The following is a 23,805-nucleotide window of genomic DNA, read 5'->3' as shown; positions in this document are numbered from 1 at the left end:
GACTTTCCGCCTTCCGCTCCTGGTGACAGCTCGAAAAGTGCCATAAAGGAGTTCAATGAAACCATTGAAGGCATGAAGTTTCTTCTCGAAGTCACCATGGACGACGCGGCGTTGACCGAGGACCCCGCGGGTGAGCTGGGCCGGATCCTCAGGTACTGGGGCGGCAATCTGCGTCACTACGCACTCCGGCCCGGGGACGGGGCGGTCATCTACGACTCGGAGTACCGCGAGGTGGGTCGCTGGAGTGTGGCCGATCAGGCCGAATAGGTCTCCCGCAGCGCGTTCCGGCAGAGCGCGTCCGCCCTGCGCGTGGTCTCCGGGAGGCGGTACTCGGGGGTCAGCGCGAGGGTGTGGGCGCAGGCGTTCGCCAGGGTCACGCGGTGGCCGACGGAGACGAAGACCGGCTTCACGCCGTCGCGCGTGCGCAGGGCGCGGCCGACCTCCTCGGAGCCGGCGAACAGTGCGGAGGTGCTGCCGCGCGGGGTGTCCGGGTCGTCGTAGGTAAAGGTGAAGGGGTTCTTGGCGACGCCGATCGTGGGCAGGCCGGTCAGGACGCCGAGGTGGCTGGCGAGGCCGAAGCGGCGCGGGTGGGCGAGGCCGTAGCCGTCGCAGACGACCAGGCCGGGCGGGCACGGCAGGGCGTCGAGGGCGGCGAGCACCGCGGGGATCTCGCGGAAGGCGAGCAGTCCGGGCACGTAGGGGAAGGAGACCCGGCCCACCGCCGTGGCCTCGGCGACGACGTCGAGGCCCGACGCGTCCAGGACGACCGCGGCCGCCGCGACGACATCACGCTCGTCGTCGTAGGCGACGTCGACCCCCGTCACATGGCCCGTCCCGGGCGGCGGCCCCGGTTCGTCGAGGGTCACGCGCTCGCGCAGTTCGTCCTGGACGGCGCGGGCCTGTTGCTCGGTGGCGGGCCAGTCCTCTGGGATGCGTACGGTCGTCATGATGCCCCTGAGCCTATGGGCTGATCTTTTCGGCCGCCGACCCGTGGGCAGCGCGAGGCCGGCGGGCCCCTTGAGTCACCGCCGGTCTCGGGGTGTGCTGCTTACTTGCCCAGCGCGCGCTGGAGCTGGCTCTTGTTCATGTTGGAACGGCCTTCGACGCCGCGGCGCTTGGCCTCCTGGTACAGCTGGTCGTAGGTGGGGCCCTGGGAGCCCTGGCCCGACCGCTGGCCGCCGCGCTTGCCGGACGACATGTCCTTCGTCGAGGTGCGGCTGGCCGTCTTCGACTCGCCGGAGCGGGCGCGTTCCTTGTTGACCGTCCGCGAAGCGATCTCCTTGGCGCGGCCGGTGCTCTCGCCCCGGTCCTGCGCGCTCTTCTTGATGTGCTCGTACTGGCGCTCCCGCTTGGAGCTCGAACCGCGTGGCATGACCGCTCACTTCCTTTCGCCTTCAGTGAACGAGTACCCACACTGCCAACAATCAGGGCATACCGCGCGCTCAATGCTCCAGGCGGGCAACCCGCCCCTTTTCGCCGGCTGCCCAGCACCCTTGGTCCGGGGTGCAGTCGACGGTGTCGTAGGAGCCGGTGTCGACCGTGCGCCAAGTGCGGCCGCCGTCCGTGGTGAGGTCGGTGCCGGTGGGGCCGACGGCGAGGGCGGCGGTGCGGCTGTGCGGGAGCCAGGCGACACCGGAGCGGTAGGCGGGCGGGGGTGCGGCGGCGGGGCGCCAGGTGCGGCCGCGGTCGCCGGTGTGCGCGGCGGCGTCCGGCGAGGGCCGGCCGGGGGTGAAGTCGCCGCCGACGGCGAGGCCGTGGGTGCGGTCGCGGAAGGCCAGCGCGAAGACGCCGCGGGCCGGGTCGCCCGCCGGGAGGGGCGTGGTGGTGGCCGTCCAGGTGTGTCCCCGGTCGGCGGAGTGCAGCACGCGCGCGTGCGCGGCTCCGCCGGTGGCGAGCCAGACGTCCTTCGGCCCGGAGCTGACCAGGCAATGGCCGCTCGCGGCGAATCCGGCCTCGCCCTCCTGCGCCGCCGGCATGCCCTCGTCCGGCAGCACCGTCCAGGTGCGGCCGCCGTCGCGGGTCGACAGGATGCGGAACTTCCCGTCCACCGGGTCGCTCATCGCGAGGCCGTGGCGGTGGTCGAAGAAGGTCAGGCAGTCGTAGAAGGCCTTCGGGTCGGTGTTGCGGAAGGACTCCGTCCAGGTCGCCCCGCCGTCGTCGGTGCGGTACACGCGGGACGCCTCGCCCTCGCCGATGGCCAGGACCACGGCCCGGCGCGCGTCGAACGCCTCGACGTCCCGGAACTGCAACTCCGCCGCGCCCGGGGGCGAGACGTTCCGCCAGGTGGTGCCGCCGTCGGTGGTGCTCAGGACGGTGCCGCCGGTCCCGGCGAGCCAGGCGGTGTTCCGGCTGACGGCGGCCAGACCGCGGAACCGTACGTCCGGAGTGCCGGTGTCCTTGAGTTCCCAGTGCGGCACCCGGCGCTGAGGCTCGTGCGCCTGCGCCGGTACGGCTGTCATGGCCGCGAGCGCGACCAGTGCCGCCACGCCCGCCGCCACCGCGGTCGCCCTGCTCCGTGTCCGTCCCGTCCCTCGCGTGCTCCCCAAGCGCCTCATGGCCGGCGAAGCTAGTCCACCCCCACGGTGCCGTCCAGATGGCCTCACCCGTGCCCCGGGGCGTTCCGGTAGGCGCCACAAGTGCCCTGCGGGAAACAGGAGGAGAGCCACGTCACTCCGGTGCATGAACGCGGTGACAGAGGTCACTCGCACTTCGTGTGCACGGATTGGCTGATTCCGTCGTCTCTTCCCATGCCCGGCCTCATCCGCCCGGAAGTGTCCCGTCCAGCCGTCACAAGGGAGCAAGGCGTTGTCCATCGTCATCGAGCAGCCCGTGGAGGCCCGCCTCGTCGCCGCCGCGCCGCGTATGCCGAGCATTCCCGCGACGCTCCACTACGACCGACGTGATCCGTTCGCCGTCCGTATGACCTTCCCCGCCCCGGCCACGCTGGAGGGCGTCGAGGTCTGCTGGACCTTCTCCCGCGAGCTGCTCGCCGCGGGCCTGAAGAACGCCGAGGGTCACGGCGACGTGCGGGTGCGGCCGTACGGGTACGACCGCACGGTGCTGGAGTTCCACGCCCCCGAGGGCACGGCCGTCGTGCACGTCCGGTCCGGCGAGGTGCGCCGGTTCCTGGAGGCGACGAGCGAGCTGGTGCCGGTCGGTCTGGAGCACCTCCAGCTGGATCTGGACCACGACCTGGCGGAGCTGATGCGGGACGCGTGCTGAGCTGACGCGCGCTGAGTGATCCCCGGGTCGACGGCCCCGGCCAGAAATCCGGCGTGGCCGTGAGTCAGGGCGGAGCCGTCGCCGTCGTGGCCAGGGCCGTGCGGATCTCGCCGACGATCTCCCCGAGCCCGGGCACCGACGCCACGGCACGCTCCGCCAGCTCCCCCACGCGCTGCGCGTGGGCGCCGACATCCTCGCCGGGGAGCAGTTCCGCCGAGGCGGCCAGCGTCACGAGCGCCGCGTCCCGCTCGGAGATCCCGGCGACCGGCCGCGGCCCCCGCAGGACCTGGCGTGTCTCCTCCCGCAGCGCCTCCACGGCGGCGACGCGTTCCAGCGCGTACTCCACGGACGGGAACACCCCGAGGACCCGTTTCTTCTCCGCCCGCAGATACCCCTGGGCCGCCAGCTGCTCCCGCACCGCGTCCAGGGTCACCCGAGAGCGCAGCGTCACCCAGGTCCGCCAGGGGTGCGGGCACGACTCGCGGACGAGTTCCAGCAGCCCGTCGAGGACCGCGTCACCCGTGCCGGAGTCCAGGTCGACCGGCGTGGCGATGCCGTCCTCGTCGACGAGCAGGCCGTGCTGAGCCAGCTCGGTGAGGGCACCGGCCCGTACCGGGCCGGACAGGTGGGCGGTGCCGGCGTCCGCCGGCCGCGCGGGGTCCCAGGCCAGCAGGCAGAGCCGGTCCGGCAGCGAGAGCGGGCCGTCGGGCACGGAGGCCTCCTCGGGGCGGGAGATCGGGTCTCACGTTATTCCGTTGACAGGCCCGACGCCCCCTCGTACGTTGTTCAGCGTCCTGTTGCCGCCGATTGGAGAAGGACGTTGCTCGTCTGAGGTCCTGAGACACCGCGTCACCCGCCTCTGGTGTGTGCGCTGCGTGCGACCTCGGCGTTCGAGCCGTCCTCCGGTGCAGGGCTTTTCTCATGCCCTTGGAGCCCTCCTCCCTGGTCGCAGGTGTCTCGATACGCGTTTGCCCCTGACCGCATCAAGCAATCGCGAAAGAGGCCCGCATGCCTACTTCCATCACCGTCACCTCCCTCGCCTTCACCTGGCCCGACGGCACCCCCGTCTTCGAGGGCCTCGACGTGGCCTTCGGCCCGGGCCGGACCGGCCTGGTCGGCGTCAACGGGTCGGGAAAGTCCACCCTGTTGAAGCTGATCGCCGGCGAACTCGCCCCGGCCGACGGCACCGTCCGCGTGGCCGGCGAGGTCGGGTACCTCCCGCAGAACGTCACGCTCGACACCACCCTGCGCGTCGACGAGGCGCTCGGCATCGCCGACAAGCGGGCAGCCCTGCACGCCATCGAGGCGGGCGATGTGTCCGAGGCGCACTTCGAGACGGTCGGCGACGACTGGGACGTCGAGGAGCGCGCCCTGGCGACCCTCGGCGAACTCGGCCTCGGGCACGTCGAGTTGGACCGCACCATCGGCGAGGTGTCGGGCGGCGAGTCGGTGCTGCTGCGGCTGGCCGCGCTGCTGTTGCGCCGGCCCGACGTCCTGCTGCTGGACGAGCCGACCAACAACCTCGACCTGTACGCGCGCAGGCGGCTGTACGCGGCCGTCGAGTCCTGGCCGGGCGTGCTGGTCGTGGTCAGCCACGACCGGGAACTGCTGGACGTCGTCGACCAGATCGCGGACCTGCGCTCCGGGGAGATCACCTGGTACGGCGGCAACTACTCCGCCTACGAGGAGGCCCTGGCCATCGAACAGGAGGCGGCCGAACGCATGGTGCGCGTCGCGGAGTCCGACTTCCGCAAGCAGAAGCGCGAACTGGCCGACGCCCAGATGAAGCTGGCCCGCCGCAAGCGGTACGGGCAGAAGATGTGGGACCAGAAACGCGAGCCGAAGATCGTCATGGGGGCGCGCAAGCGCGCGGCGCAGGAGTCCGCGGGAAAGCACCGGATCATGCACGAGGAGAAGCTCGCCGAGGCCAGGGAGCGGCTGGACGAGGCGGTGGACGCCGTACGGGACGACGACGAGATCCGTGTCGACCTGCCCTGCACGGCCGTGCCGCCGGGCCGTGACGTCCTGACCCTCATGGATCTCCGGCTCCGGTACGGCGCCCGTGTGGACGGCGGTTTCGACCTGCGCGGACCCGAGCGGGTCGCACTGATCGGGCGCAACGGCGCGGGCAAGACGACGCTGCTGCGCACGATCAGCGGGGAGCTCGCTCCGGAGTCGGGCGAGGTGACGGCACATGTCCCGCTGCGGTTCCTGCCGCAGCGGCTGGACGTCCTCGACGGGGAGCTGACCGTCGCCGAGAACGTGGCCCGGTTCGCGCCGGGCGCCACCAACAACCGGGTGCGGGCGCGGCTGGCCCGCTTCCTGTTCCGGGGCGCCCGGGCCGACCAGAAGGCGGCGACGCTCTCCGGCGGCGAACGCTTCCGGGCGGCGCTGGCCGCGCTGATGCTGGCCGAGCCGGCGCCGCAGCTGCTCATGCTGGACGAGCCGACCAACAACCTCGACATGGCCAGTGTGCGGCAGCTGACCACGGCCCTGGAGTCGTACGAGGGGGCGCTGATCGTGGCCAGTCACGACGTGCCGTTCCTGGAGTCGGTCGGCATCACGCGCTGGCTGCTGATGGAGGACGGGGAACTGAAGGAAATCACGCCAGAAGCTGTCGGGTTTCCCGCCTAGCGTCGAGGGCATGACCGACTTCACGCATGGGGAAACGACCCGCGATGTCACCACGCACGATGTCATCACCCTGACGGGAGCACGCGAGAACAACCTCAAGGACGTCACCCTCCGCATCCCGAAAGGCCGGCTGACCGTGTTCACCGGCGTTTCGGGGTCGGGGAAGTCGTCCGTCGTCTTCGACACGATCGCGGTGGAGTCGCAGCGCCAGCTGAACGAGACGTACCCGTGGTTCGTCCGCAACCGGCTGCCCAAGTACGAGCGGCCGCACGCGGACGGACTGGAGGACCTCTCCCCCGCGATCGTCGTCGATCAGCGGCCGGTCGGTGGCCACTCCCGGTCGACCGTCGGCACCATGACGGACATCTACTCGGTGATCCGGGTGCTGTTCTCCCGGCACGGCACCCCGAGCGCCGGGCCGGCGACCGCGTACTCGTTCAACGACCCGTCGGGCATGTGCCCCGAGTGCGACGGCCTCGGCCGCACGGTACGGCCCGACTGGGACCGCATCCTGGATCCCGAGCGCTCCCTCGCGGACGGGGCGGTCCGCTTCCCGCCGTTCGCCGCGGGCACCTGGCAGGGCCAGGCCTACACGAACAGCCCCGACCTGGACCCGGACAAGCCGGTGGGGCGGTTCACCGCCGCCGAGCGCGCGTTCCTGATGCGCGGACGGCCCGGCAGCAAGGTCACCGTCAACGGCAGCGGCGGCACGTGGACCACCGACTACGAGGGGTTGGCCGACCGTTTCGAGCGGCTGTACCTGAAGCGGGACCTGTCGGCGATGAGCCAGAAGACCCGGGACCTGGTCCGGGAGTTCCTGGTGGAGGGCACCTGCCCGGTCTGTCACGGGGCCCGGCTCAACGCGGCGGCGCTCGCCACCCGGATCGGCGGCCGGAACATCGCCGACTGCGCACGGATGCAGATCACGGACCTGATCACCGTGCTGAAGGAGATCGACGACCCGGTGGCCGGGCCGATCGCGGGAGCGGCCGTGGCCGCGCTGGAGCGCGTCGAGGCGATCGGCCTCGGCTATCTCAGCCTCGACCGGGAGACGTCGACCCTCAGCGGCGGGGAGGGGCAGCGGCTGAAGACGGTGCGGCACCTCGGCTCCAGCCTGAGCGGAATGACGTACATCTTCGACGAGCCGAGTGTCGGCCTGCACCCGCGCGACGTGGGCCGTCTCGGAGATCTGCTGCTGCGGCTGCGCGACAAGGGCAACACCGTGCTGGTCGTCGAGCACGACCCGGACGTCATCGCGCTGGCCGACCACGTCGTCGACATGGGGCCGGGCGCGGGCGCCGAGGGCGGTCGCGTGGTCTTCGAGGGCACACCGGCCTCACTGGCCGCCTCGGACACGCTCACCGGGCGCTGTCTGCGCCGCCGAACGGCGGTCAAGGAACAGGTGCGGCAGGCCGGCGGCGAGCTGTGGGTCAAGTGCGCCGACCGGCACAACCTGCGCGACGTGACCGTGCGGTTCCCGGCCGGTGTGCTCACGGCCGTGACCGGGGTGGCGGGGTCGGGGAAGAGCACCCTGGTCGGGGAGTTCACCGCCGCGCACCCCGGCGCCGTGGTCGTCGACCAGTCGTCGATCGGGATCTCGGGCCGGTCCACTCCGGCGACCTACCTGGGGATCATGGACACGGTACGGAAGATCTTCGCCCGCGAGACGGGGGCCGAGGCCGGCCTCTTCAGCTTCAACTCCAGCGGTGCCTGCGGCACCTGCGAGGGCCGGGGCATCATCTACACCGACCTCGCCTTCATGGACCCGGTGACGACGACCTGCCACGACTGCGAGGGGCGGCGCTTCAAGGAGGAGGTGCTGCGGCTGACCGTGAAGGGCAGCTCCATCGCCGACGTCCTGCAGATGACGGCCGAGCAGGCGCTCGCCTTCTTCGACGACACGGGCGTACGGCGCCGGCTGCGCGCCCTGCGGGACGTAGGACTGACGTATCTGACGCTCGGCCAGCCCCTCTCCACGCTCTCCGGCGGCGAGCGGCAGCGCATCAAGCTGGCCACGCGGCTGCACCGGACGGGCGTGGTCTACGTGCTCGACGAGCCGACGACGGGGCTGCACATGGCGGACGTGGAGGGGCTCGTCGCCCTGCTGGACCGGCTGGTCGACACGGGCAACACGGTCGTCGTCGTGGAGCACAACCTGGACGTGGTCGCCCGGGCCGACTGGGTGATCGACCTCGGCCCGGACGGCGGCCGGGACGGCGGCGAGGTCGTCTTCGAGGGGACACCGCGACAGCTCCTGGACGCGCCGGGATCGTTCACCGGGGAGCACCTGCGGCGGGCCGTCGCGGCATCGGCCGTCAGCGAGCCGGTGTGAACTCCCCGGTGAGCGGGACGTCCGGGAGCGCCGTGTTGCCGACGGCGGCGAGGCGCGGGCCGCCTCGGCCGTGCTGCCACTGCCCGCCGGCCAGCGGCAGCAGGGCGATGTCGGGCGCCGGTCCGCGGGTCCGGTCGGGGTGCCGGCGATGGTGTGGAGGGTCGTGCCGGCGAGGGCCTGCGCGGCGGACGTCCGGTCGGTGGGATCGGCCGCGACGGTGAGGGCGTGGTGGGCGGTCTCCACCAGGGCGTGGGCGAGGCCGAGGGGCTGGAGCCAGCCTGCACCGGTGTCCTGCCGGCAGGCGTGGGCGAGTTCGGCGCAGGTGGTGCCGCCCAGGCCGGAGCGGTAGGGGTGGCCGGGGCTCCGGAGGAGTTCCTGCCGGAGAGGTTGGACAGCCACCGCCCGCCCCCTCGTCGCGGCTCGAGAGGGAAGCCGACCCGGCCCGCTGCCGCCAGGCCCCCGATCCGCCGAGGTGCCGCGCCAGGAGCTGGCCGGGCCCGGAGGCGGGTACTCACCCCTGCGGACCGCCAAGGTGCCGGGCTCCCCCAGGGGTGTCGTCTTCCGGGATCGCCCTGCATGATGGTCGGCCGACGCCCGATGGGTTCCGTCGGTGCCGTCCAGACATGTCCCATCCGATACGGAGTCACGCTCGTGCCCAGCAAGAAGGCCCTCGTCCGCCGCCCCAGCCCGCGTCTCGCCGAAGGGCTGGTGACGCACATCGAGCGGGAGAGGGTCGACGCCGACCTCGCCGTCGAGCAGTGGGAGGCGTACGTGGCGGCCCTGCGCACGCACGGCTGGGAGACCATCGAGGTGGACCCGGCCGACGACTGCCCGGACTCGGTGTTCGTCGAGGACACGGTCGTGATGTACAAGAACGTGGCGCTGATCGCCCGCCCGGGCGCCGAGTCCCGGCGTGACGAGACCGCCGGGGTCGAGGAGGCCGTGGCCGGTCTGGGCTGCTCGGTGAACTGGATCTGGGAGCCGGGCACGCTGGAGGGCGGCGACGTACTGAAGATCGGCGACACGGTGTACGTGGGCCGGGGCGGGCGCACCAACGCCGCCGGCGTCCAGCAGCTGCGGGCCGCGTTCGAACCGCTGGGCGCGCGGGTCGTCGCCGTACCGGTGTCCAAGGTGCTGCATCTGAAGTCGGCGGTCACGGCGCTGCCGGACGGGACGGTCATCGGGCACATCCCGAAGATGGACGCGCCGTCGCTGTTCGCGCGCTTCCTGCCGGTGCCGGAGGAGGCCGGTGCGCACGTCGTGCTGCTCGGCGGTGCCAAACTGCTGATGGCGGCCAGCGCGCCGAAGACCGCGGAGCTGTTCGCGGACCTGGGGTACGAACCGGTCGTCGTGGACATCAGCGAGTTCGAGAAGCTCGAGGGATGTGTGACGTGCCTCTCGGTGCGGCTGCGGGGGTTGTACGCCTGAGGAGGCGCCACGCCCCCGGTCCAGCCTCTCGACCTGCGACTCCGGGGGCGGTGGACGCGTTGACGAGCGACACCGCTGATCAGCGGCCTTTACGGGACTCTTAACCTACGGCATCGTAACCTACGGGAACGTAGCCTACGATGCCGTAGGTTACTGCTCACCGCTCGTACGCATGTCCCCCTGGAGAGTCCATGACGATCACCACTCCCCACCTCGGCAGCCCCGCCGGCGCCTGGACCGACGCTCAGCTGCTGTACGCCCTGGAGGAAGTGGTCGAGAAGGAACTCAACCGGCATCTGCAGGTCGCCAAGGACTGGATGCCGCACGAGTACGTGCCCTGGAGCGACGCGCGCAACTTTCCCGGCCTCTTCGAGGACGGCGAGGCCTGGGACAAGGAGCAGTCGAAGGTCACCGAGATCGGCCGCATCGCGCTCGTCGTAAACCTGCTGACCGAGGACAACCTGCCCAGCTACCACCACGAGATCGCCTCGCTCTTCGGCCGCGACGGCGCCTGGGGCACCTGGGTGCACCGCTGGACGGCCGAGGAGGGCCGGCACGGCATCGTGATGCGGGACTATCTGCTCGCCTCGCGCGCGGTCGACCCGGACAAGCTGGAGCAGTTCCGCATGTCGCACATGAGTGAGGGCTTCGAGTCGGACAACCGGCACTCGATGCTCCACTCGATCGCCTACGTCGCCTTCCAGGAACTGGCCACCCGCATCTCGCACCGCAACACCGGCCACCAGTCCGGCGACCCGGTCTGCGACCGCATGCTGTCCCGCATCGCGACCGACGAGAACCTGCACATGGTTTTCTACCGCAACCTCCTCAAGTCCGCGTTCGAACTCGCCCCCGACCTGACCATGCAGGCCGTGCGGGACGTGGTCGTGAACTTCCGGATGCCCGGCCACGGCATCCCCGGCTTCGAGCGCGCCGCCGCGCAGATGGCGATCGGCGAGGTCTACAACCTGCGCATCCACCACGACGACGTGCTCCAGCCCGTACTGCGCTTCCTGAAGATCATGGAGATCGACGGCCTGGGCGCCGAGGGCCGCAAGGCGCAGGAGGAACTGGGCCTGTACATGGGCGGCCTGGACAGCGAGGCGACGAAGTTCGACGAGAAGCTGGCCGCGCGCAAGGCCCGCATGGCGGCCCGGGCCGCCGCCACCGGCGCCTGACCGCCCGGCCCGTACGGCCCCACGACTGCGAGGCCCCGGCCGCCACGAGCGGCCGGGGCCTCGGCGTTGCGCCCGCCCCTCCCCCGCCGGGGGCGCGCGCACCCGGCTACCGCGACGTACGCCGCAGCTCCAGCCGCTCCTTCTCCGACAGACCGCCCCAGACACCGAACCGTTCGTCGTTGTCCATCGCGTATTCGAGGCAGGCGTCACGGATCGGGCACAGGCCGCAGATCCGCTTGGCCTCCCGTACCGAACTGCCGGGCTCGGGGAAGAAGAAGTCGGCCCCGGTCTGCGCGCACAACGCCTCCTGCTGCCAGGCGAGTTCGGGCGAGATCATGGTGTCGATGTGCATGTCCAGAAGCGTTCCGGAGGGCGAAAAACGTTCGATCAACGCGGGATCAACACCGCGTGGACGGGCCTCCGGCCACCTCGATGGTCGCCCCCCGGACCCGCCGACGCACGGCGGCGCGCGGAAACCCGGCATCACGCCCCCGCGGCGCTCCGGCGGCGCTCGTCAGTGGCCGGTGCCAGACTCGGCAGAGCGGACGACGGAACCTGTGCGAGGAGACCGCGATGCTCACCACCCGTTATGTGACCGGCGCTCCGAACTGGATCGATCTCGGCACCCCCGACATCGACGGCGCCGCCGCCTTCTACGGCGGCCTGTTCGGCTGGCGGTTCCAGCCGGGTGGGCCCGAGGTCGGCGGGTACGGCCTCTTCCAGCTCGGCGGCAGGACCACGGCCGGTGGCATGCAGACCACCCCGGAGCAGGGCCCGCCCTCCTGGACGGTGTACTTCCAGGCCCCGGATGCGGACGCCATGGCGCGGGCGGCCGGGCGGGCGCACGGCTCGGTGCTGATGCAGCCCATGGACGTGCAGGACCTGGGCCGCATGGCGATCCTCGCCGACCAGGCCGGGGTGACCTTCGGCCTGTGGCAGCCGGGCCGCAACAAGGGCCTGGACGTCGTCCGGGAGCCCGGCTCGCTGTGCTGGCTGGAGCTGTACACGGCGGACGTCCCGGCCGCCGCCGCCTTCTACCACTCCGTGCTCGGCCTGGAGACCGTCGGCGTCGACTTCCCCGGCGGCACCTACACCGCCCTCACCCCGGCCGGGGAGAGCGAGGACGCCATGTTCGGCGGCCTCGTCCCCCTGGCCGACGCGGCCGAGGGGGAGGCCCACTGGCTGCCGTACTTCGAGGTCACCGACCCGGACTCCACCGTCGCCCGGGCCCGGGAACTGGGCGGCACGGTCCGCGTGCCCGCCACGGACCTGCCGGGCGTCGGGCGCCTCGCCAAGCTCACGGACCCGTACGGGGCGCGGTTCGCGGTGATCCGCAGCGAGCCGCAGCCCGCCTGAGGCACCTGCGCGGGACTACGCTGACGCCCGCCGGACCAGGGTCGTCGGCAGGACGACACCGGAGGGTGTGTCGCCCACGCCCTCCTGAGGAGTGCCGCGGTCGAACCCCCGCAGCAGCAGGCGGGCCATCAGGCGGCCCATCTTCTCGATGTCCTGACGGACCGTCGTGAGGGGCGGGTCGGTCTGTTCCGCGACGGGCAGCATGTCGTCGAAGCCGATCACGGCGACGTCGTCGGGGACGCGCCGCCCGGCCTCGCGCAGGACCCGCAGCGCCCCCGAGGCGGTGAGGTCGTTGGCGGCGAACACCGCGTCCAGGTCCGGGCAGCGGCCGAGGAGTTCGCGCATCGCTCGCTCGCCCCCGGCCGGGGTGAAGTCGGCCTCGGCGATCAGCCGGGGATCGGCGTCCGCCATGACGTCCCGGTAGCCGTCGAGCCGGTCCACGGCGGACGTCTGGTCGAGGGCGCCGGTGATGTGGGCGATCCGGGTGCGGCCGAGGCCGGCCAGGTGGCGGACGGCGTCGCGGGCGCCGCCGCGGTTGTCGCTGTCGACGTACACCACGCCGCGCCGGTCTCCGCTCCAGCCGGGCCGCCCGCCGAAGACGGTGGGGACGCCGGCCCGCTGGATCAACTCCGGCAGCGGGTCGTCGAGGTGCAGGGAGAAGACGAGGGCCCCGTCGACATGCCCGCCGGCGAGGTACCGGCCGACCCGGGCGTGGTCGTCCCGGCCCTCCGTGAGCAGCAGGACGAGCTGGTTGTCGTGGGCCGTGAGTTCCTTGCTGATGCCGCGCAGCTGGAGCGCGAAGAAGGGGTCGGCGAAGACGCGGGTCTCCGGTTCGGCGACGACGACCGCGATCGCGTCGTGCCGCCGGGTCACCAGGCTGCGGGCCGCCTGATTGGGCACGTACCCGAGCTCCTCCACCGCCTTGCGGACCCGCTCGACGAGGATGTCCCTGACCCCGTCCCCGCCGTTGACCACGCGCGAGACGGTGGCCCGCGAGACACCGGCCCGGGCTGCCACGGCCTCCAGCGTGGGACGCGGCGCTGTGTCGGTCACTTCGGGGCTCCTCACCTGCGGGTGCGGATCAGGATAGCCCCGCTCGCGCGGACGGTGAGAGCGCTCTCGCTCCCGCGCGAACGCCAGTGCCCGCGCGAACGCCAGTGCCCGCGCGAACGCCAGTGCCCGCGCGACCGTCAGTGCCCGCGCGAACGCCAGTGCCCGCGCGACCGTCAGTGCCCGCGCTCCCGCTGGTCGCGCTCCGGCCGATCCCGCTGCGGGTGATCACCCCCGTGCTCGTGCGGGTCGTAGCCGGGAATCGTGCCGTCCGGCTTCTTCACCAGAAACAGACCCACCATCCCCATGTCGGAGTGGCTCTGGACATGGCAGTGGTACATCCAGGCGCCGGCGCCGACCCCCTCCCCCGCGATGACCTGGAAGCCGAACGAGTCGGCCGGGCCCGTGATCTTGTTGTCGATGACGGGGCTGGGGTCGTCGGGGCCGGTCAGCATGCCGGTGCGATTGTCCGCCCAGCGGTGACCGTGCATGTGGAACGTGTGGTAGAACTCGCCGTGCGTGATCACGATGAACTCGACGCGGTCACCCACCGTGGCCTCGAAGTCGGGCCCGGAGTGCGGCGGCCTGTTGTTGATGAGCATGTCGTTGAAGACGACCGTGTGCGTGCGGTCCGGCAGGACATCGCCCTTGCGGCGGACGATGACCGGACCGAACAGGCCCTTCTGGAGCCCCCGCGTGCCGTGGTCCGTGCCGACGACGTGATCGTGGTAGTGCCAGTAACCCGCGCTGCCCGCCCGCCAGGTGCCGTCCTTGCGGCGGCCGGGGGCGTGGGTGCGCCAGGTGTAGGTGCGGGTGCCGCCCGGCTCGACATGGCTGCGGTTCAGTTTGGTGCCGTCGCTGGTGATCTCGTAGTCCAGGCCGTGGACGTGCAGACTCACCGCCACGTCCATGGTGTTCTCGAACTCGATGTGCAGCGTGTCGCCCTCGTTGAGCTCGATGAGCGGGCCGGGGACGGTCGCCTTGCCCTTCTCCAGGCCGTAGCCCATCTGTCCGTCGGCGAGCTTCTCGGCGTAGAACTTGATGCGTCTCACCTCGCCCCCGGCCGGTGCCGTCTTCGCCGGTCCGGCGGCACTGACGGCCTCCGGCGCCACGGACAACGATGTCGCGACGGCCGCGCTCCCCAGCAGGACCCGCCGGTTGAAGCTGCGTCTGTCCATGCGGAACTCCCCACCCTGGTAAGGCTTTTACGGAGGCGTACCTGTGATGAACCTGTGAGACGGTACCGGCCGCGCTCCCGTTTATCCACACTCAAGACAAAGTTGGGGCCATCACGGTCATAGGTATTGGCGAGCCGTGCAAAGAGGTTTAGCTTCCTTGGCGGTGTTGCTGTGACCGTGGAGGTGCCCATGCACTTACGAGGGTTGAGCAAGGGAAGACGCGTCTGGGCGGCCTCCGTGGCCGCCGGGGTCGTGACCGCCGGACTGCTGGCGGGGCCCGCCCACGCGGGCCCGTATCCAGAACCCCCGCTGACAACGATGTCGATCAAGTCGCCGCCGGGCGGCGCGAATGTACGGGTGCTGATCTTCCACGGTTCCGCGGCGGCCGGGGAGGAGTCGCCGGTCGTGAACGCCGGGATCGAGGCCATCGAGGACATCGGTCTGTCCGGACCGGCGAACCGCCGCTTCACGGTGCAGGCCACCGACGACGCCTCGGTGTTCATCAACGAGAAGAAACTCGGCCGCTTCAACGCGATCGTGTTCCTGACCGGCGGGGGCGATGTCCTCGACGCCGAGCAGGAGGCGGGCCTGGAGGCCTACATGGAGGCCGGCGGCGGGTTCGTCGGCATCCATGACGCGGCGCGCGCGGAGCCGTACTCGGACTGGTTCACCGGGCTGGTGGGCGCCCGACCGACCGCGTCGAACCCGGCGTCCGCCCAGCGGGCGACCGTGGAGGTCGGCGACCGCCGGCATCCGGCCGCCAAGGACCTGCCGGTGCAGTGGAAGCGCCCCGACAAGTGGCTGAACTGGGTGAAGAACCCGTCGGGTGCGGTCCATACGGTGGCCCGGGTCCGGGAGTCGAGCTATCAGCCTGGGGCGGGTGCCAACGGCTGGGACCACCCCGTGAGTTGGTGCCGTGACTACGACGGCGGACGCTCCTTCTACACCGGCATGGGCGGCACGGTGTCGTCGTACGACGAGGCCGACTTCCGGGCCCATCTGCGCGGCGCGCTGATGTGGACGACGCGCCTGGAGCAGGCCGACTGCAAGGCGACCATCAACGCCAACTACGCGGCGGAGCGGCTGACCAGGCCCAACCTGCCGGGGCAGAACGACCAGATCGGCGAGCCGCACGGGCTGGTCACCGCGCCCGACGGACGGGTGTTCTACATCGGCCGGGGCGGCGCCGACTCCACGCAGCCCGTGGTCACCGACTGGAACAACCCCGACATCGGCAAGGGCAAGGGCGAGATCCACGTCTACGACCCGAAGACCAAGCAGGTCACGCTCGCCGGAGCGCTCACCGTCTTCGGCAACAAGGGCGGCGGCGACGAACTGGTCAAGGTCGAGGAGGGGCTGCTCGGGATCGAGCTGGACCCGAGGTTCGCGCAGAACGGCTGGGTGTACCTGCACTACACGCCGCACTCCCGGATCAACCGGGACACGCGGATGGCCGAGCGGCGGGTCTCCCGCTTCACGCTCGACCAAGCCACGAACACACTGGACCTGGGCAGCGAGAAGGTGCTGCTGAAGTGGCCGGTGCAGATCCACAGTTGCTGCCACTCGGGCGGCGGGATGGCCTGGGACTCCAAGGGCAACCTGTACATCGCCACCGGTGACAACAACTCCAGCGGGTTCAGCGGCGGTTACTCGGGCAACAACCCGCAGCCGAACTACAAGGGCGTCTCCTTCGCGGACGCGCGCCGCACGGCCGGCAACACCAACAACCTCAACGGCAAGATCCTGCGCGTCCACCCGGAGCCGGACGGGACGTACACGCTCCCCGAGGGCAACCTCTTCACCGGGAAGGAGACCGACGAGGGCGGCGGCAAGACGCGCGGCGAGATCTATGTCATGGGCGTCAGGAACCCCGCCCGCATCTTCGTCGACAAGTCGACCGACGTGCTCTACGCGGGCTGGGTCGGCCCGGACGCGAGCGCGCCCTCGACGACCTGGGGCCCGGCCAAGTACGACACGTTCGCCGCCATCACCAAGGCGAGCAACCGGGGCTGGCCGTACTGCATGGGCAACAAGCAGCCCTACCGGGACCGCAATCTGCCCGATCCGTCCCAGCCGCTCGGCTGGTACGACTGCGACCACCCGAAGAACGAGTCGCCGAACAACGACGGCCTGGTCAACCTGCCGCCGGTCACCGGCAACAACATCTGGTACTCGCCGCAGGGCGGCGCGCCGGACTACCCGCGGGACGCCAGCGGTGTCCCGTCGTACAAGCCGGAGGAGGCCACGTACCGGCTGCCCTGGCTGAAGGGCGGCGGGCAGGCCGCGATGAACGGTCCGGTCTACCGGTACGACACGGCCGCGGCGGACAGTGCCGTCAAGTGGCCCGCGTACTGGGACGGCAAGTGGTTCGTCGGTGACTTCTACGACGCCGACCAGCCGCGCAACGCGGTGCTCATGGACCCGAAGACGCAAGGCGACGGCGGTCTGCCGGTGCACTCGGAGTCGCTGAAGAAGATCGTGCCGATCGGCAACGACGGCATCAAGAACCTCATGGACTGGAAGTTCGGTCCGGACGGTGCGCTGTACGTGCTCGACTACGGCCGCGGCTTCTTCACCTCGGACTCCAAGTCGGCCCTGTGGCGGGTCACCTACAAGGGCGGCGGGCCGACCCCGGCCGCCGGTCAGCTGGCGAGGGGGACCGAGTGATCCGGCAACGAAGAATCTGGGCCGCCCTGCTGGCCGCCCTGCTCGTGATGCTCGGCGTGCAGACGATGCCCGCCGCCGGGCAGACGCAGGCACCGGCCGCCGAACAGGTCCTCACCTGGACGGCCGGCAACGACATCGACAAGTACCTCTCGGCGCCGAGGACGGCGGTCGCCGGCAGCGCGACGATCGTGTTCGAGAACAGTGTGGCCACCGGCAACACCACGGGCATGCCGCACACGCTGACGTTCGTGACCAGCGATCCCGAGTTCAACAACGACGTGCAGCTCAACATCCTGGCCAATCCGAACGACGCCCAGGGCGGCAAGCACACCGCCCAGGTCACGCTCACACCCGGCCGGTACTTCTACCACTGCACGATCCCCGGCCACGGCCAGATGCAGGGCATCCTGGTGGTGACCGAGGGCACCGGCGAGGACACCACCGCGCCCGAGGCGTCGGCGCACGTGAGCGGGACGCAGAACACGCAGGGCGAGTACGTCGGTTCGGCGAGCGTGGCCATCCACGCCACCGACGAGGGCGGTTCCGGCGTCGAGAGGATCGAGTACGCGATCGGCGACGCGGGCGCCTGGCAGCCGTACACCGCGCCGGTCGTCGTCGACCAGGTCGGCGCCCACAAGGTCCGCTACCGCGCCTTCGACAAGGCGGGCAACGTCTCCGCCGAGAAGAGCACCGCGTTCACGGTCGTGGCGCCGCAGTCGGACGACACGACCGCGCCGGAGACCTCGGCGACGGTGAGCGGCGAGCGCAACCCGGACGGGGCGTACATCGACATGGCGACGGTCACCGTCTCCGCGTCCGACATCGGCTCCGGGGTCAACACGATCGAGTACGCGATCGGCTCCGGCGCCTGGCAGCCGTACACCGCGCCCGTGATGGTGCACCAGGTGGGCGAGCACACCGTCCGCTACCGCGCCACCGACAAGGCGGGCAACGTGGCGGCCGAGAAGAGCGTGCGGTTCACGGTCGTCGCGGCGCCGCCGCAGGACACCACGCCGCCGGTGGCGGGCGTGACCGTGGAGGGCACGAAGAACTCCGACGGGGCGTACGTCAACAGCGCCCGGGTGACCGTCACGGCGACCGACGAGCACGGCTCGGGCGTCGAGAGGACCGAGTACTCGCTGGACGGCGGCCCGTACCTGGCCTACACGGCCCCGGTGGTGGTCGACCGGGCGGGCGCGCACACCGTGGCGTACCGGGCGACCGACAAGGCCGGCAACACCTCGGCGGCGCGTACGGTGACCTTCACGGTCGTCTCCGGGCAGGTCCCGGCGCCGAACTGCCCGGAGTACGACGAGCGGCTGACGGTGATCGTCGGCGAGGTCGACTCCGGCGTGCGCAACCGGGTCACCGACAACCGCTGCCGGATCGGCGAACTGATCGAGGACGAGAAGGAGTGGACGTCCCACGCGCTGTTCCTCAAGCACGTGACGTCCGTCCTCGACGCGCTGCTGAAGGAGGGCGTGATCGACCAGCGCGAGTACACCGCCATCCGCAAGGCCGCCCGCCAGTCCGGCATCGGCAAGCCGGGACAGACCGAGGGCTACCGGGCGCTCTTCGACGGCAGTGCCGAGTCGCTGGCCAAGTGGCAGCAGGTGGGCGGTGGTTCGTTCGCGCTGAACCCCGACAAGACGATCACCTCCAGCACCACGACGCCCGGCATGGGCATGCTGTGGTTCCCTCAGCGGAAGTACGGTGACTTCTCGCTGCGACTCCAGTGGCGTGACGACGCTCCCGGCAAGGGCAACGCCAATTCGGGCGTCTTCGTACGCTTCCCGTGGGTCCACGACCACCCGGAGGAGTCCCGGCCGGAGTGGGTCGCCATCAAGTACGGGCACGAGGTGCAGGTGCTCGACCGGCCCGACGGCGACATGTACAAGACCGGCTCGGTCTACGGCTTCGACCGCGTGGGCCTGGCCGGTGCCGGCGTGACGCAGAAGGGCACCTGGAACGACTACGAGATCCGTGTGGAGGGCCAGCACTACTCGGTGTTCCGCAACGGTGTGCTGATCAACGAGTTCGACAACACCGGCGGCCAGGATTTCACCCCGCCCCGCTCGGACGACCCGGGCACGGACGGGCGGCGGTTCGCCTCCGGCTACATCGGGCTCCAGGTGCACGGCACGACGGACGTGGTGTCGTACCGGGACATCCGGATCAAGGAGTTGTAGACGCGTTTCAGGGCCCTCAGGGCGCCTTCCTGGCCCTGCTCGGCTGTACCCGCCTGGGTTCCCCCGGCATCTTGGGATACTCGGGCGGGTACGGCAGGTCTCCCAGGCCGTGGTCGTGTTCGTCGCGGCGGGCGAGGTCGAGCAGGGCCTCCAGTGAGTAGCGGTGGTCGTCCATGTCCGCGTGCACGTCGCCGAGTTCGGCGAAGCGCGCGGGCATCGTCGCGAGGTCGAAGTCCTGAGGGTGCGCGACTCCCACCTCGTCCCAGCGCAGGGGCGCCGAGACGGGGGCGTGCGGGCGTGGGCGTACGGAGTAGGCGGAGGCGATCGTGCGGTCGCGTGCCGTCTGGTTGTAGTCGATGAAGATGCGCTTGCCCCGCTCCTCCTTCCACCACTTGATGGTGACCTGCTCCGGCATCCGCCGCTCCATCTCCCGGCCGACGGCGATGGCGGCGCGCCGGACCTGGGTGAAGGTCCAGCGGGGTTCGATGGGCACGAAGACGTGCAGGCCCCGGCCGCCGGAGGTCTTGGGGAAGCCGCGCAGTCCGCCGAACTCGTCGAGGACGGCCCGTAGTTCGTGGGCGGCGCGGACGGCGTCCTCGTATTCGGTGCCGGGCTGCGGGTCGAGGTCGATGCGGAGTTCGTCCGGGCGGTCGACGTCGTCGCGGCGGACCGGCCAGGGGTGGAAGGTGAGGGTGCCGAACTGGGCGGCCCACACCACGGCACCGACCTCGGTGGGGCACATCTCGTCGGCGCTGCGGCCGCTGGGGAAGGTGATGTGCGCGGTCGGGATCCAGTCGGGCATGTTCTTCGGCGCCCGCTTCTGGAAGAAGTTCTCGCCGGTCACGCCCTCGGGGTAGCGCTCCAGGGTGGTGGGGCGGTCGCGCAGGGCGCGCAGGATGCCGGGGCCGACGGCCAGGTAGTAGCGGGCGAGGTCCAGCTTGGTGAAGCCCCGCTCCGGGAAGAACACCTTGTCCGGGCTGGACAGCCGTACGGTCCGGCCGCCCGCCTCCAGCTCCACCGCGTCACCCATGCGAGCCACGGTAGGCGCACCCCGCATACCTCGCACATCGGGCGTGACCCGGCGTATGGGCGCAGAATCGGACCATGGATCTGCCGGTGATGCCCCCTGTCCTGCCGATGCTCGCCAAGTCGGTGGCGACGATCCCGTCGGGCATGCAGTACGAGGCGAAGTGGGACGGTTTCCGGGCGATCGTCTTCCGCGACGGGGCCGAGGTCGAGCTCGGAAGTCGTACCGGCAAGCCTCTGACCAGGTACTTTCCCGAGCTGGTGACGGCCGTGCGGGAGCGGTTGCCGGAGCGCTCGGTGGTGGACGGGGAGATCGTGATCGCGCGGGAGGGGCATCTGGACTTCGACGCGCTGACGGAGCGGATCCACCCGGCGGACTCGCGGGTGCGGATGCTGGCCGAGCGGACACCGGCCTCGTTCGTCGCCTTCGATCTGCTGGCACTGGGGGACGAGTCGCTGATGGACGCGCCGCTGACCGAGCGGCGGGAGCTGCTGGACCGGGAGCTGTCGGGGGTGACCGCGCCGGTGCACCTGGCTCCGGCGACCACCGACATCGAGGTGGCGCGCAGCTGGTTCGAGCAGTACGAGGGGGCGGGTCTGGACGGGGTCATCGCCAAGCCGCTGACCGTGCGCTACCGGCCGGACGAGCGTGCCATGTTCAAGGTCAAGCACGAGCGGACGGCGGACGTGGTCGTCGCCGGGTACCGCCTGCACAAGAGCGGCCCCGTGGTGGGCTCGCTGCTGCTCGGCCTGTACGACGACCGGGGCATCCTCCAGCATGTGGGCGTGTCCGCCGCGTTCCCGATGAAGCGGCGGGCCGAGCTGGTCGAGGAGCTGGAGCCGCTGCGCATGGACGATGTCCAGGGGCATCCGTGGGCGGCCTGGTCCGACGAGGCCGCGCACGAGAAGGCCAGGCTGCCCGGGGCGCCGAGCCGCTGGTCGGGCCGCAAGGACCTGTCGTGGGTGCCGCTGCGGCCGGAGCGGGTGGCGGAGGTGGCGTACGACCACATGGAGAACGGGCAGCGCTTCCGGCACACCGCCCGGTTCCGCCGCTGGCGCCCGGACCGGACCCCGGAGAGCTGCACGTACGCACAGCTTCAGGAGCCGCTCCGCTACGACCTTGCGGAGATTCTCGGCGCGTAGAACGCACCCGGACCCGTCAGGGCTGCATCAGCACCTTGACCGCGCCGTCCTGCTTGCGCTGGAACATCTCGTACGCGTGCGGGGCCTGCGACAGCGGCACCCGGTGGGTGGCGAAGTCCTCGACGCCGAGCGGGTCCTCGTCGGTCAGGTACGGGATGATGTCGTCGCTCCAGCGGCGGACGTTGGCCTGGCCCATCCGCATCTGGATCTGCTTGTCGAACAGGGTGAGCATCGGCATCGGGTCGGCCATGCCGCCGTACACGCCGGACAGCGAGATGGTGCCGCCGCGGCGGACCAGGTCGATGGCGGTGTAGAGGGCGGCGAGGCGGTCGATGCTGAAGCGTTCGGCGAGCGGACCGCTCAGCTTGCGGGGCATGATCGCCGTGGCCTGCTGGGCGAGCTTGGCGGCCGCGCTGCCGTGGGCCTCGGTGCCGACCGCGTCGATCACGGCGTCGGGCCCGCGGCCGTCGGTCTCGTCGCGGATCGCCTCGATGAGTTCCTTCTCGTCGTCGAAGGACCTGAGGTCGTATGTCTCCACACCGCGCGAGCGTGCCCGGCGCAGCCGCTCCGGGACCAGGTCCACGCCGAACACCCGCCCCGCGCCCTTGACCTGGGCGACGCGGCAGGCCATGTCGCCGATGGGGCCGAGGCCGAGCACGGCGATGCTGCCGCCCTGCGGCACCTCGGCGTAGGCGACGGCCTGCCAGGCGGTGGGCAGGACGTCGGAGAGGTAGACGAAACGGTCGTCGGGCGGGCCTTCCGGCACCTTGATCGGGCCGTACTGCGCCTGCGGGACACGCAGATACTCGGCCTGGGCGCCCGGCACGGAGCCGTACAGGCGGGTGTAGCCGAACAGGGCGGCGCCCATGCCCTCGCCGTGGACCTGGGTGGTCTCGCACTGGGTGGGCAGGCCGGTCAGGCACATCCAGCAGTTGCCGCAGGCGATCTGGAACGGCACCACGACCCGGTCCCCGGCCTGGAGGTCCGGGACGCCGGCGCCGACCTCCTCGATGATGCCGATGGGTTCGTGACCGAGGATGTCCCCTGGGGTCATGAACGGCGTGAGCACTTCGTACAGGTGCAGGTCGGAACCGCACAGCCCGGTGGACGTCACGCGGATGACCGCGTCCGTCGGTTCCTGGATCTGCGGATCGGGCACGTTCTCCACCCGGACGTCCCGCTTGCCCTGCCAGGTCACAGCCCTCATCGCCTCGCGCTCCCTCCGTCAGCGTGCGCGTCGGTCGGCCGGTCGGTCAGTCGGCGAGGCCCGGGTACCCGGGCGCATCCGCGCTGAACCTTGAGCCGATCGGCGGACGAAGCGAAGACCCTCCGTCAGAATTGATCGGGTATGGCCATCGGTGGACATATAAGAGCACAATCAAGACAAATCAATGACATGGGGCCGGTGGCGAGGGTGGGCAGGGAACGAGGGGCACGCGGACGGCGCGTCGCGACGACGGCGGCGCTGCTGGCCGCCACTGCGACGGCCGCCCTGGCTGCGGGCTGCACCACCGGCGGGAGCGGTCCCGGCGACGACGGACGGGGCGCCTCCAGACAGTCGGAGCAAGGCACGTCGGCGACCGGCTCCTCCGTGCTCGCCGTCAAGCTCGACAACGCCGTCGCGGCCCGCCCGCACACCGGCGTCGACGCGGCGGACGTGGTGTACGCGGAACAGGTCGAGGGCGGGCTGAGCCGGCTGATGGCGGTGTACGCGACGCGGCTGCCGAAGACGGTCGGCCCGGTGCGCAGCGCGCGCGAGTCGGACCTGGAGCTGCTGCGCCAGTTCGACCGGCCCACGCTCGCCTTCTCGGGCGCGCAGAAGAAACTCCTGCCGCTGATCGACAAGGCACCGCTGCGGGCCGAGACGCCGGGCAGCGCCCCGGGCGCGTACTTCCGCGGCTCGGGCAAGCCGGCCCCGCACAACCTGTATCTGCGGCCCGAGCGGATCGTGCCCGAGGTCCCGGGACCGGCCGCCCTGACCACCGGTTTCCGTTACGGCTCAGCCCCGGCCGGCGGCACGTCGGCGGCCTCGCAGACGGTGCGCTACCCGGCGGCCCGCTTCACCTTCACCTGGTCGGGCTCCCGGGACCGCTGGCTGGTCGGCATGGACGGCGCGCCCGCCACGACCGCCGACGGGAAGCGGCTTGCGGCCGCGACGGTCGTCGTGCAGTACGTGAAGGTCCGCGATTCCGCCTTCCACGACTTCCTCGGCAACAACACGCCGTACACCGAGACGGTGGGCTCCGGAAAGGCCAGGGTGCTGCGCGACGGGCGGGCCTACGAGGTGAACTGGAAGCGTGAGGACGCCTCGGACGGCACGGCGTTCACCACCGGCGACGGCACACCGGTGAACTTCGCCAAGGGCCAGGTGTGGGTGGTGTACGCCAAGGCGTCCTGACCCG

At 71.2% G+C, this 23,805-nt stretch carries 20 protein-coding genes; 11 read left to right on the top strand and 9 right to left on the bottom strand.

Annotation, left to right across the window (positions count from 1 at the left end):
* Positions 1 to 72 precede the first annotated feature (72 nt).
* Positions 73 to 267 carry a hypothetical protein gene (locus AC07F0_RS07065; protein WP_478975281.1) on the top strand — a complete coding sequence of 65 codons (195 nt, stop codon included), beginning with the start codon at positions 73 to 75 and terminating at the stop codon, positions 265 to 267.
* Here the strand turns inward: AC07F0_RS07065 and AC07F0_RS07060 are convergent.
* The 3 genes from AC07F0_RS07060 to AC07F0_RS07050 all read right to left on the bottom strand — a co-directional run bounded on the left by AC07F0_RS07060 (position 255) and on the right by AC07F0_RS07050 (position 2,459).
* Positions 255 to 947: an endonuclease V gene (locus tag AC07F0_RS07060; RefSeq protein WP_478975278.1), complete on the bottom strand. Its 693-nt coding sequence runs from the start codon at positions 945 to 947 to the stop codon at positions 255 to 257. The genes AC07F0_RS07065 and AC07F0_RS07060 overlap by 13 nt on opposite strands.
* Before the next feature lie 101 nt (positions 948 to 1,048).
* Positions 1,049 to 1,372, bottom strand: a complete 324-nt coding sequence (locus tag AC07F0_RS07055) for a hypothetical protein (RefSeq protein ID WP_010042867.1) — start codon at positions 1,370 to 1,372, stop codon at positions 1,049 to 1,051.
* 70 nt (positions 1,373 to 1,442) lie between these two features.
* Positions 1,443 to 2,459 carry a WD40/YVTN/BNR-like repeat-containing protein gene (locus AC07F0_RS07050; RefSeq protein ID WP_478976234.1) on the bottom strand — a complete coding sequence of 339 codons (1,017 nt, stop codon included), beginning with the start codon at positions 2,457 to 2,459 and terminating at the stop codon, positions 1,443 to 1,445.
* 346 nt (positions 2,460 to 2,805) lie between these two features.
* Here AC07F0_RS07050 and ssgD point away from each other — a divergent pair, with 346 nt between their 5' ends.
* Positions 2,806 to 3,222: a spore wall synthesis regulator SsgD gene (gene ssgD / locus AC07F0_RS07045; RefSeq protein WP_020271762.1), complete on the top strand. Its 417-nt coding sequence runs from the start codon at positions 2,806 to 2,808 to the stop codon at positions 3,220 to 3,222.
* Between the two features lie 64 nt (positions 3,223 to 3,286).
* Here ssgD and AC07F0_RS07040 read toward each other — a convergent pair whose 3' ends face one another.
* Positions 3,287 to 3,934, bottom strand: a complete 648-nt coding sequence (locus AC07F0_RS07040; protein WP_478975275.1) for a GOLPH3/VPS74 family protein — start codon at positions 3,932 to 3,934, stop codon at positions 3,287 to 3,289.
* A gap of 296 nt (positions 3,935 to 4,230) precedes the next feature.
* Here AC07F0_RS07040 and AC07F0_RS07035 point away from each other — a divergent pair, with 296 nt between their 5' ends.
* The 4 genes from AC07F0_RS07035 to AC07F0_RS07020 all read left to right on the top strand — a co-directional run bounded on the left by AC07F0_RS07035 (position 4,231) and on the right by AC07F0_RS07020 (position 10,794).
* On the top strand, positions 4,231 to 5,856 hold the full coding sequence (locus AC07F0_RS07035) for an ABC-F family ATP-binding cassette domain-containing protein (RefSeq protein WP_478975272.1): 1,626 nt from the start codon (positions 4,231 to 4,233) through the stop codon (positions 5,854 to 5,856).
* A gap of 10 nt (positions 5,857 to 5,866) precedes the next feature.
* Positions 5,867 to 8,188, top strand: a complete 2,322-nt coding sequence (locus AC07F0_RS07030) for an ATP-binding cassette domain-containing protein (protein WP_478975269.1) — start codon at positions 5,867 to 5,869, stop codon at positions 8,186 to 8,188.
* 651 nt (positions 8,189 to 8,839) lie between these two features.
* Positions 8,840 to 9,616 carry a dimethylargininase gene (gene ddaH / locus AC07F0_RS07025; RefSeq protein WP_436725923.1) on the top strand — a complete coding sequence of 259 codons (777 nt, stop codon included), beginning with the start codon at positions 8,840 to 8,842 and terminating at the stop codon, positions 9,614 to 9,616.
* Positions 9,617 to 9,807: 191 nt separating this feature from the next.
* Positions 9,808 to 10,794, top strand: coding sequence for an acyl-ACP desaturase (locus AC07F0_RS07020; protein ID WP_478975266.1), 987 nt, complete (start codon positions 9,808 to 9,810; stop codon positions 10,792 to 10,794).
* A 106-nt stretch (positions 10,795 to 10,900) separates the two neighbouring features.
* On the opposite strand, the gene AC07F0_RS07015 is transcribed toward AC07F0_RS07020, so the two are convergent.
* Positions 10,901 to 11,146, bottom strand: a complete 246-nt coding sequence (locus tag AC07F0_RS07015) for a WhiB family transcriptional regulator (protein ID WP_010042893.1) — start codon at positions 11,144 to 11,146, stop codon at positions 10,901 to 10,903.
* A gap of 221 nt (positions 11,147 to 11,367) precedes the next feature.
* On the opposite strand from AC07F0_RS07015, the gene AC07F0_RS07010 reads away from it, so the two are divergent.
* The gene (locus AC07F0_RS07010; RefSeq protein WP_478975263.1) at positions 11,368 to 12,150 is read left to right on the top strand and encodes a VOC family protein; all 783 of its coding nucleotides are present in this window, start codon (positions 11,368 to 11,370) and stop codon (positions 12,148 to 12,150) included.
* A gap of 15 nt (positions 12,151 to 12,165) precedes the next feature.
* On the opposite strand, the gene AC07F0_RS07005 is transcribed toward AC07F0_RS07010, so the two are convergent.
* Positions 12,166 to 13,203 carry a LacI family DNA-binding transcriptional regulator gene (locus AC07F0_RS07005; protein WP_436725926.1) on the bottom strand — a complete coding sequence of 346 codons (1,038 nt, stop codon included), beginning with the start codon at positions 13,201 to 13,203 and terminating at the stop codon, positions 12,166 to 12,168.
* A 173-nt stretch (positions 13,204 to 13,376) separates the two neighbouring features.
* Entirely contained in the window at positions 13,377 to 14,378 is a 1,002-nt protein-coding gene (locus tag AC07F0_RS07000; RefSeq protein WP_478975260.1) for a multicopper oxidase domain-containing protein, read from the bottom strand.
* Positions 14,379 to 14,567: 189 nt separating this feature from the next.
* Here AC07F0_RS07000 and AC07F0_RS06995 point away from each other — a divergent pair, with 189 nt between their 5' ends.
* Both AC07F0_RS06995 and AC07F0_RS06990 read left to right on the top strand, forming a co-directional pair.
* Positions 14,568 to 17,045 (top strand): ThuA domain-containing protein, encoded by a 2,478-nt coding sequence (locus AC07F0_RS06995; protein WP_478975257.1) that lies wholly within the window; start codon positions 14,568 to 14,570, stop codon positions 17,043 to 17,045.
* Positions 17,046 to 17,092: 47 nt separating this feature from the next.
* Positions 17,093 to 19,234 carry an OmpL47-type beta-barrel domain-containing protein gene (locus tag AC07F0_RS06990; protein ID WP_478976232.1) on the top strand — a complete coding sequence of 714 codons (2,142 nt, stop codon included), beginning with the start codon at positions 17,093 to 17,095 and terminating at the stop codon, positions 19,232 to 19,234.
* Between the two features lie 16 nt (positions 19,235 to 19,250).
* Here the strand turns inward: AC07F0_RS06990 and ligD are convergent, their stop codons facing one another.
* Complete coding sequence (gene ligD / locus AC07F0_RS06985; protein WP_478975254.1) at positions 19,251 to 20,264, bottom strand: non-homologous end-joining DNA ligase; 1,014 nt, start codon at positions 20,262 to 20,264, stop codon at positions 19,251 to 19,253.
* 74 nt (positions 20,265 to 20,338) lie between these two features.
* On the opposite strand from ligD, the gene AC07F0_RS06980 reads away from it, so the two are divergent.
* Positions 20,339 to 21,403: an ATP-dependent DNA ligase gene (locus tag AC07F0_RS06980; protein WP_478975251.1), complete on the top strand. Its 1,065-nt coding sequence runs from the start codon at positions 20,339 to 20,341 to the stop codon at positions 21,401 to 21,403.
* Positions 21,404 to 21,419: 16 nt separating this feature from the next.
* On the opposite strand, the gene AC07F0_RS06975 is transcribed toward AC07F0_RS06980, so the two are convergent.
* Positions 21,420 to 22,610 carry a zinc-dependent alcohol dehydrogenase gene (locus AC07F0_RS06975; protein WP_478975248.1) on the bottom strand — a complete coding sequence of 397 codons (1,191 nt, stop codon included), beginning with the start codon at positions 22,608 to 22,610 and terminating at the stop codon, positions 21,420 to 21,422.
* Positions 22,611 to 22,799: 189 nt separating this feature from the next.
* On the opposite strand from AC07F0_RS06975, the gene AC07F0_RS06970 reads away from it, so the two are divergent.
* Positions 22,800 to 23,801: a DUF3048 domain-containing protein gene (locus AC07F0_RS06970; RefSeq protein ID WP_478975245.1), complete on the top strand. Its 1,002-nt coding sequence runs from the start codon at positions 22,800 to 22,802 to the stop codon at positions 23,799 to 23,801.
* Positions 23,802 to 23,805: the final 4 nt, after the last annotated feature.

This window comes from Streptomyces sp. NPDC045955 (assembly GCF_056430805.1).
Note: the sequence above shows the minus strand (reverse complement) of the source record. Positions and strands in the feature narration are given on the sequence as shown.

Coding starts and splice junctions, on each gene's coding strand:
- AC07F0_RS07065 (WP_478975281.1), top strand. CDS start 73: ATGAAGTTTCTTCTCGAAGTCACCATGGACGACGCGGCGTTGACCGAG.
- AC07F0_RS07060 (WP_478975278.1), bottom strand. CDS start 947: ATGACGACCGTACGCATCCCAGAGGACTGGCCCGCCACCGAGCAACAG.
- AC07F0_RS07055 (WP_010042867.1), bottom strand. CDS start 1,372: ATGCCACGCGGTTCGAGCTCCAAGCGGGAGCGCCAGTACGAGCACATC.
- AC07F0_RS07050 (WP_478976234.1), bottom strand. CDS start 2,459: ATGACAGCCGTACCGGCGCAGGCGCACGAGCCTCAGCGCCGGGTGCCG.
- AC07F0_RS07035 (WP_478975272.1), top strand. CDS start 4,231: ATGCCTACTTCCATCACCGTCACCTCCCTCGCCTTCACCTGGCCCGAC.
- AC07F0_RS07030 (WP_478975269.1), top strand. CDS start 5,867: ATGACCGACTTCACGCATGGGGAAACGACCCGCGATGTCACCACGCAC.
- AC07F0_RS07020 (WP_478975266.1), top strand. CDS start 9,808: ATGACGATCACCACTCCCCACCTCGGCAGCCCCGCCGGCGCCTGGACC.
- AC07F0_RS07015 (WP_010042893.1), bottom strand. CDS start 11,146: ATGCACATCGACACCATGATCTCGCCCGAACTCGCCTGGCAGCAGGAG.
- AC07F0_RS07010 (WP_478975263.1), top strand. CDS start 11,368: ATGCTCACCACCCGTTATGTGACCGGCGCTCCGAACTGGATCGATCTC.
- AC07F0_RS07000 (WP_478975260.1), bottom strand. CDS start 14,378: ATGGACAGACGCAGCTTCAACCGGCGGGTCCTGCTGGGGAGCGCGGCC.
- AC07F0_RS06995 (WP_478975257.1), top strand. CDS start 14,568: ATGCACTTACGAGGGTTGAGCAAGGGAAGACGCGTCTGGGCGGCCTCC.
- AC07F0_RS06990 (WP_478976232.1), top strand. CDS start 17,093: ATGCTCGGCGTGCAGACGATGCCCGCCGCCGGGCAGACGCAGGCACCG.
- ligD (WP_478975254.1), bottom strand. CDS start 20,264: ATGGGTGACGCGGTGGAGCTGGAGGCGGGCGGCCGGACCGTACGGCTG.
- AC07F0_RS06980 (WP_478975251.1), top strand. CDS start 20,339: ATGGATCTGCCGGTGATGCCCCCTGTCCTGCCGATGCTCGCCAAGTCG.
- AC07F0_RS06975 (WP_478975248.1), bottom strand. CDS start 22,610: ATGAGGGCTGTGACCTGGCAGGGCAAGCGGGACGTCCGGGTGGAGAAC.
- AC07F0_RS06970 (WP_478975245.1), top strand. CDS start 22,800: ATGGGGCCGGTGGCGAGGGTGGGCAGGGAACGAGGGGCACGCGGACGG.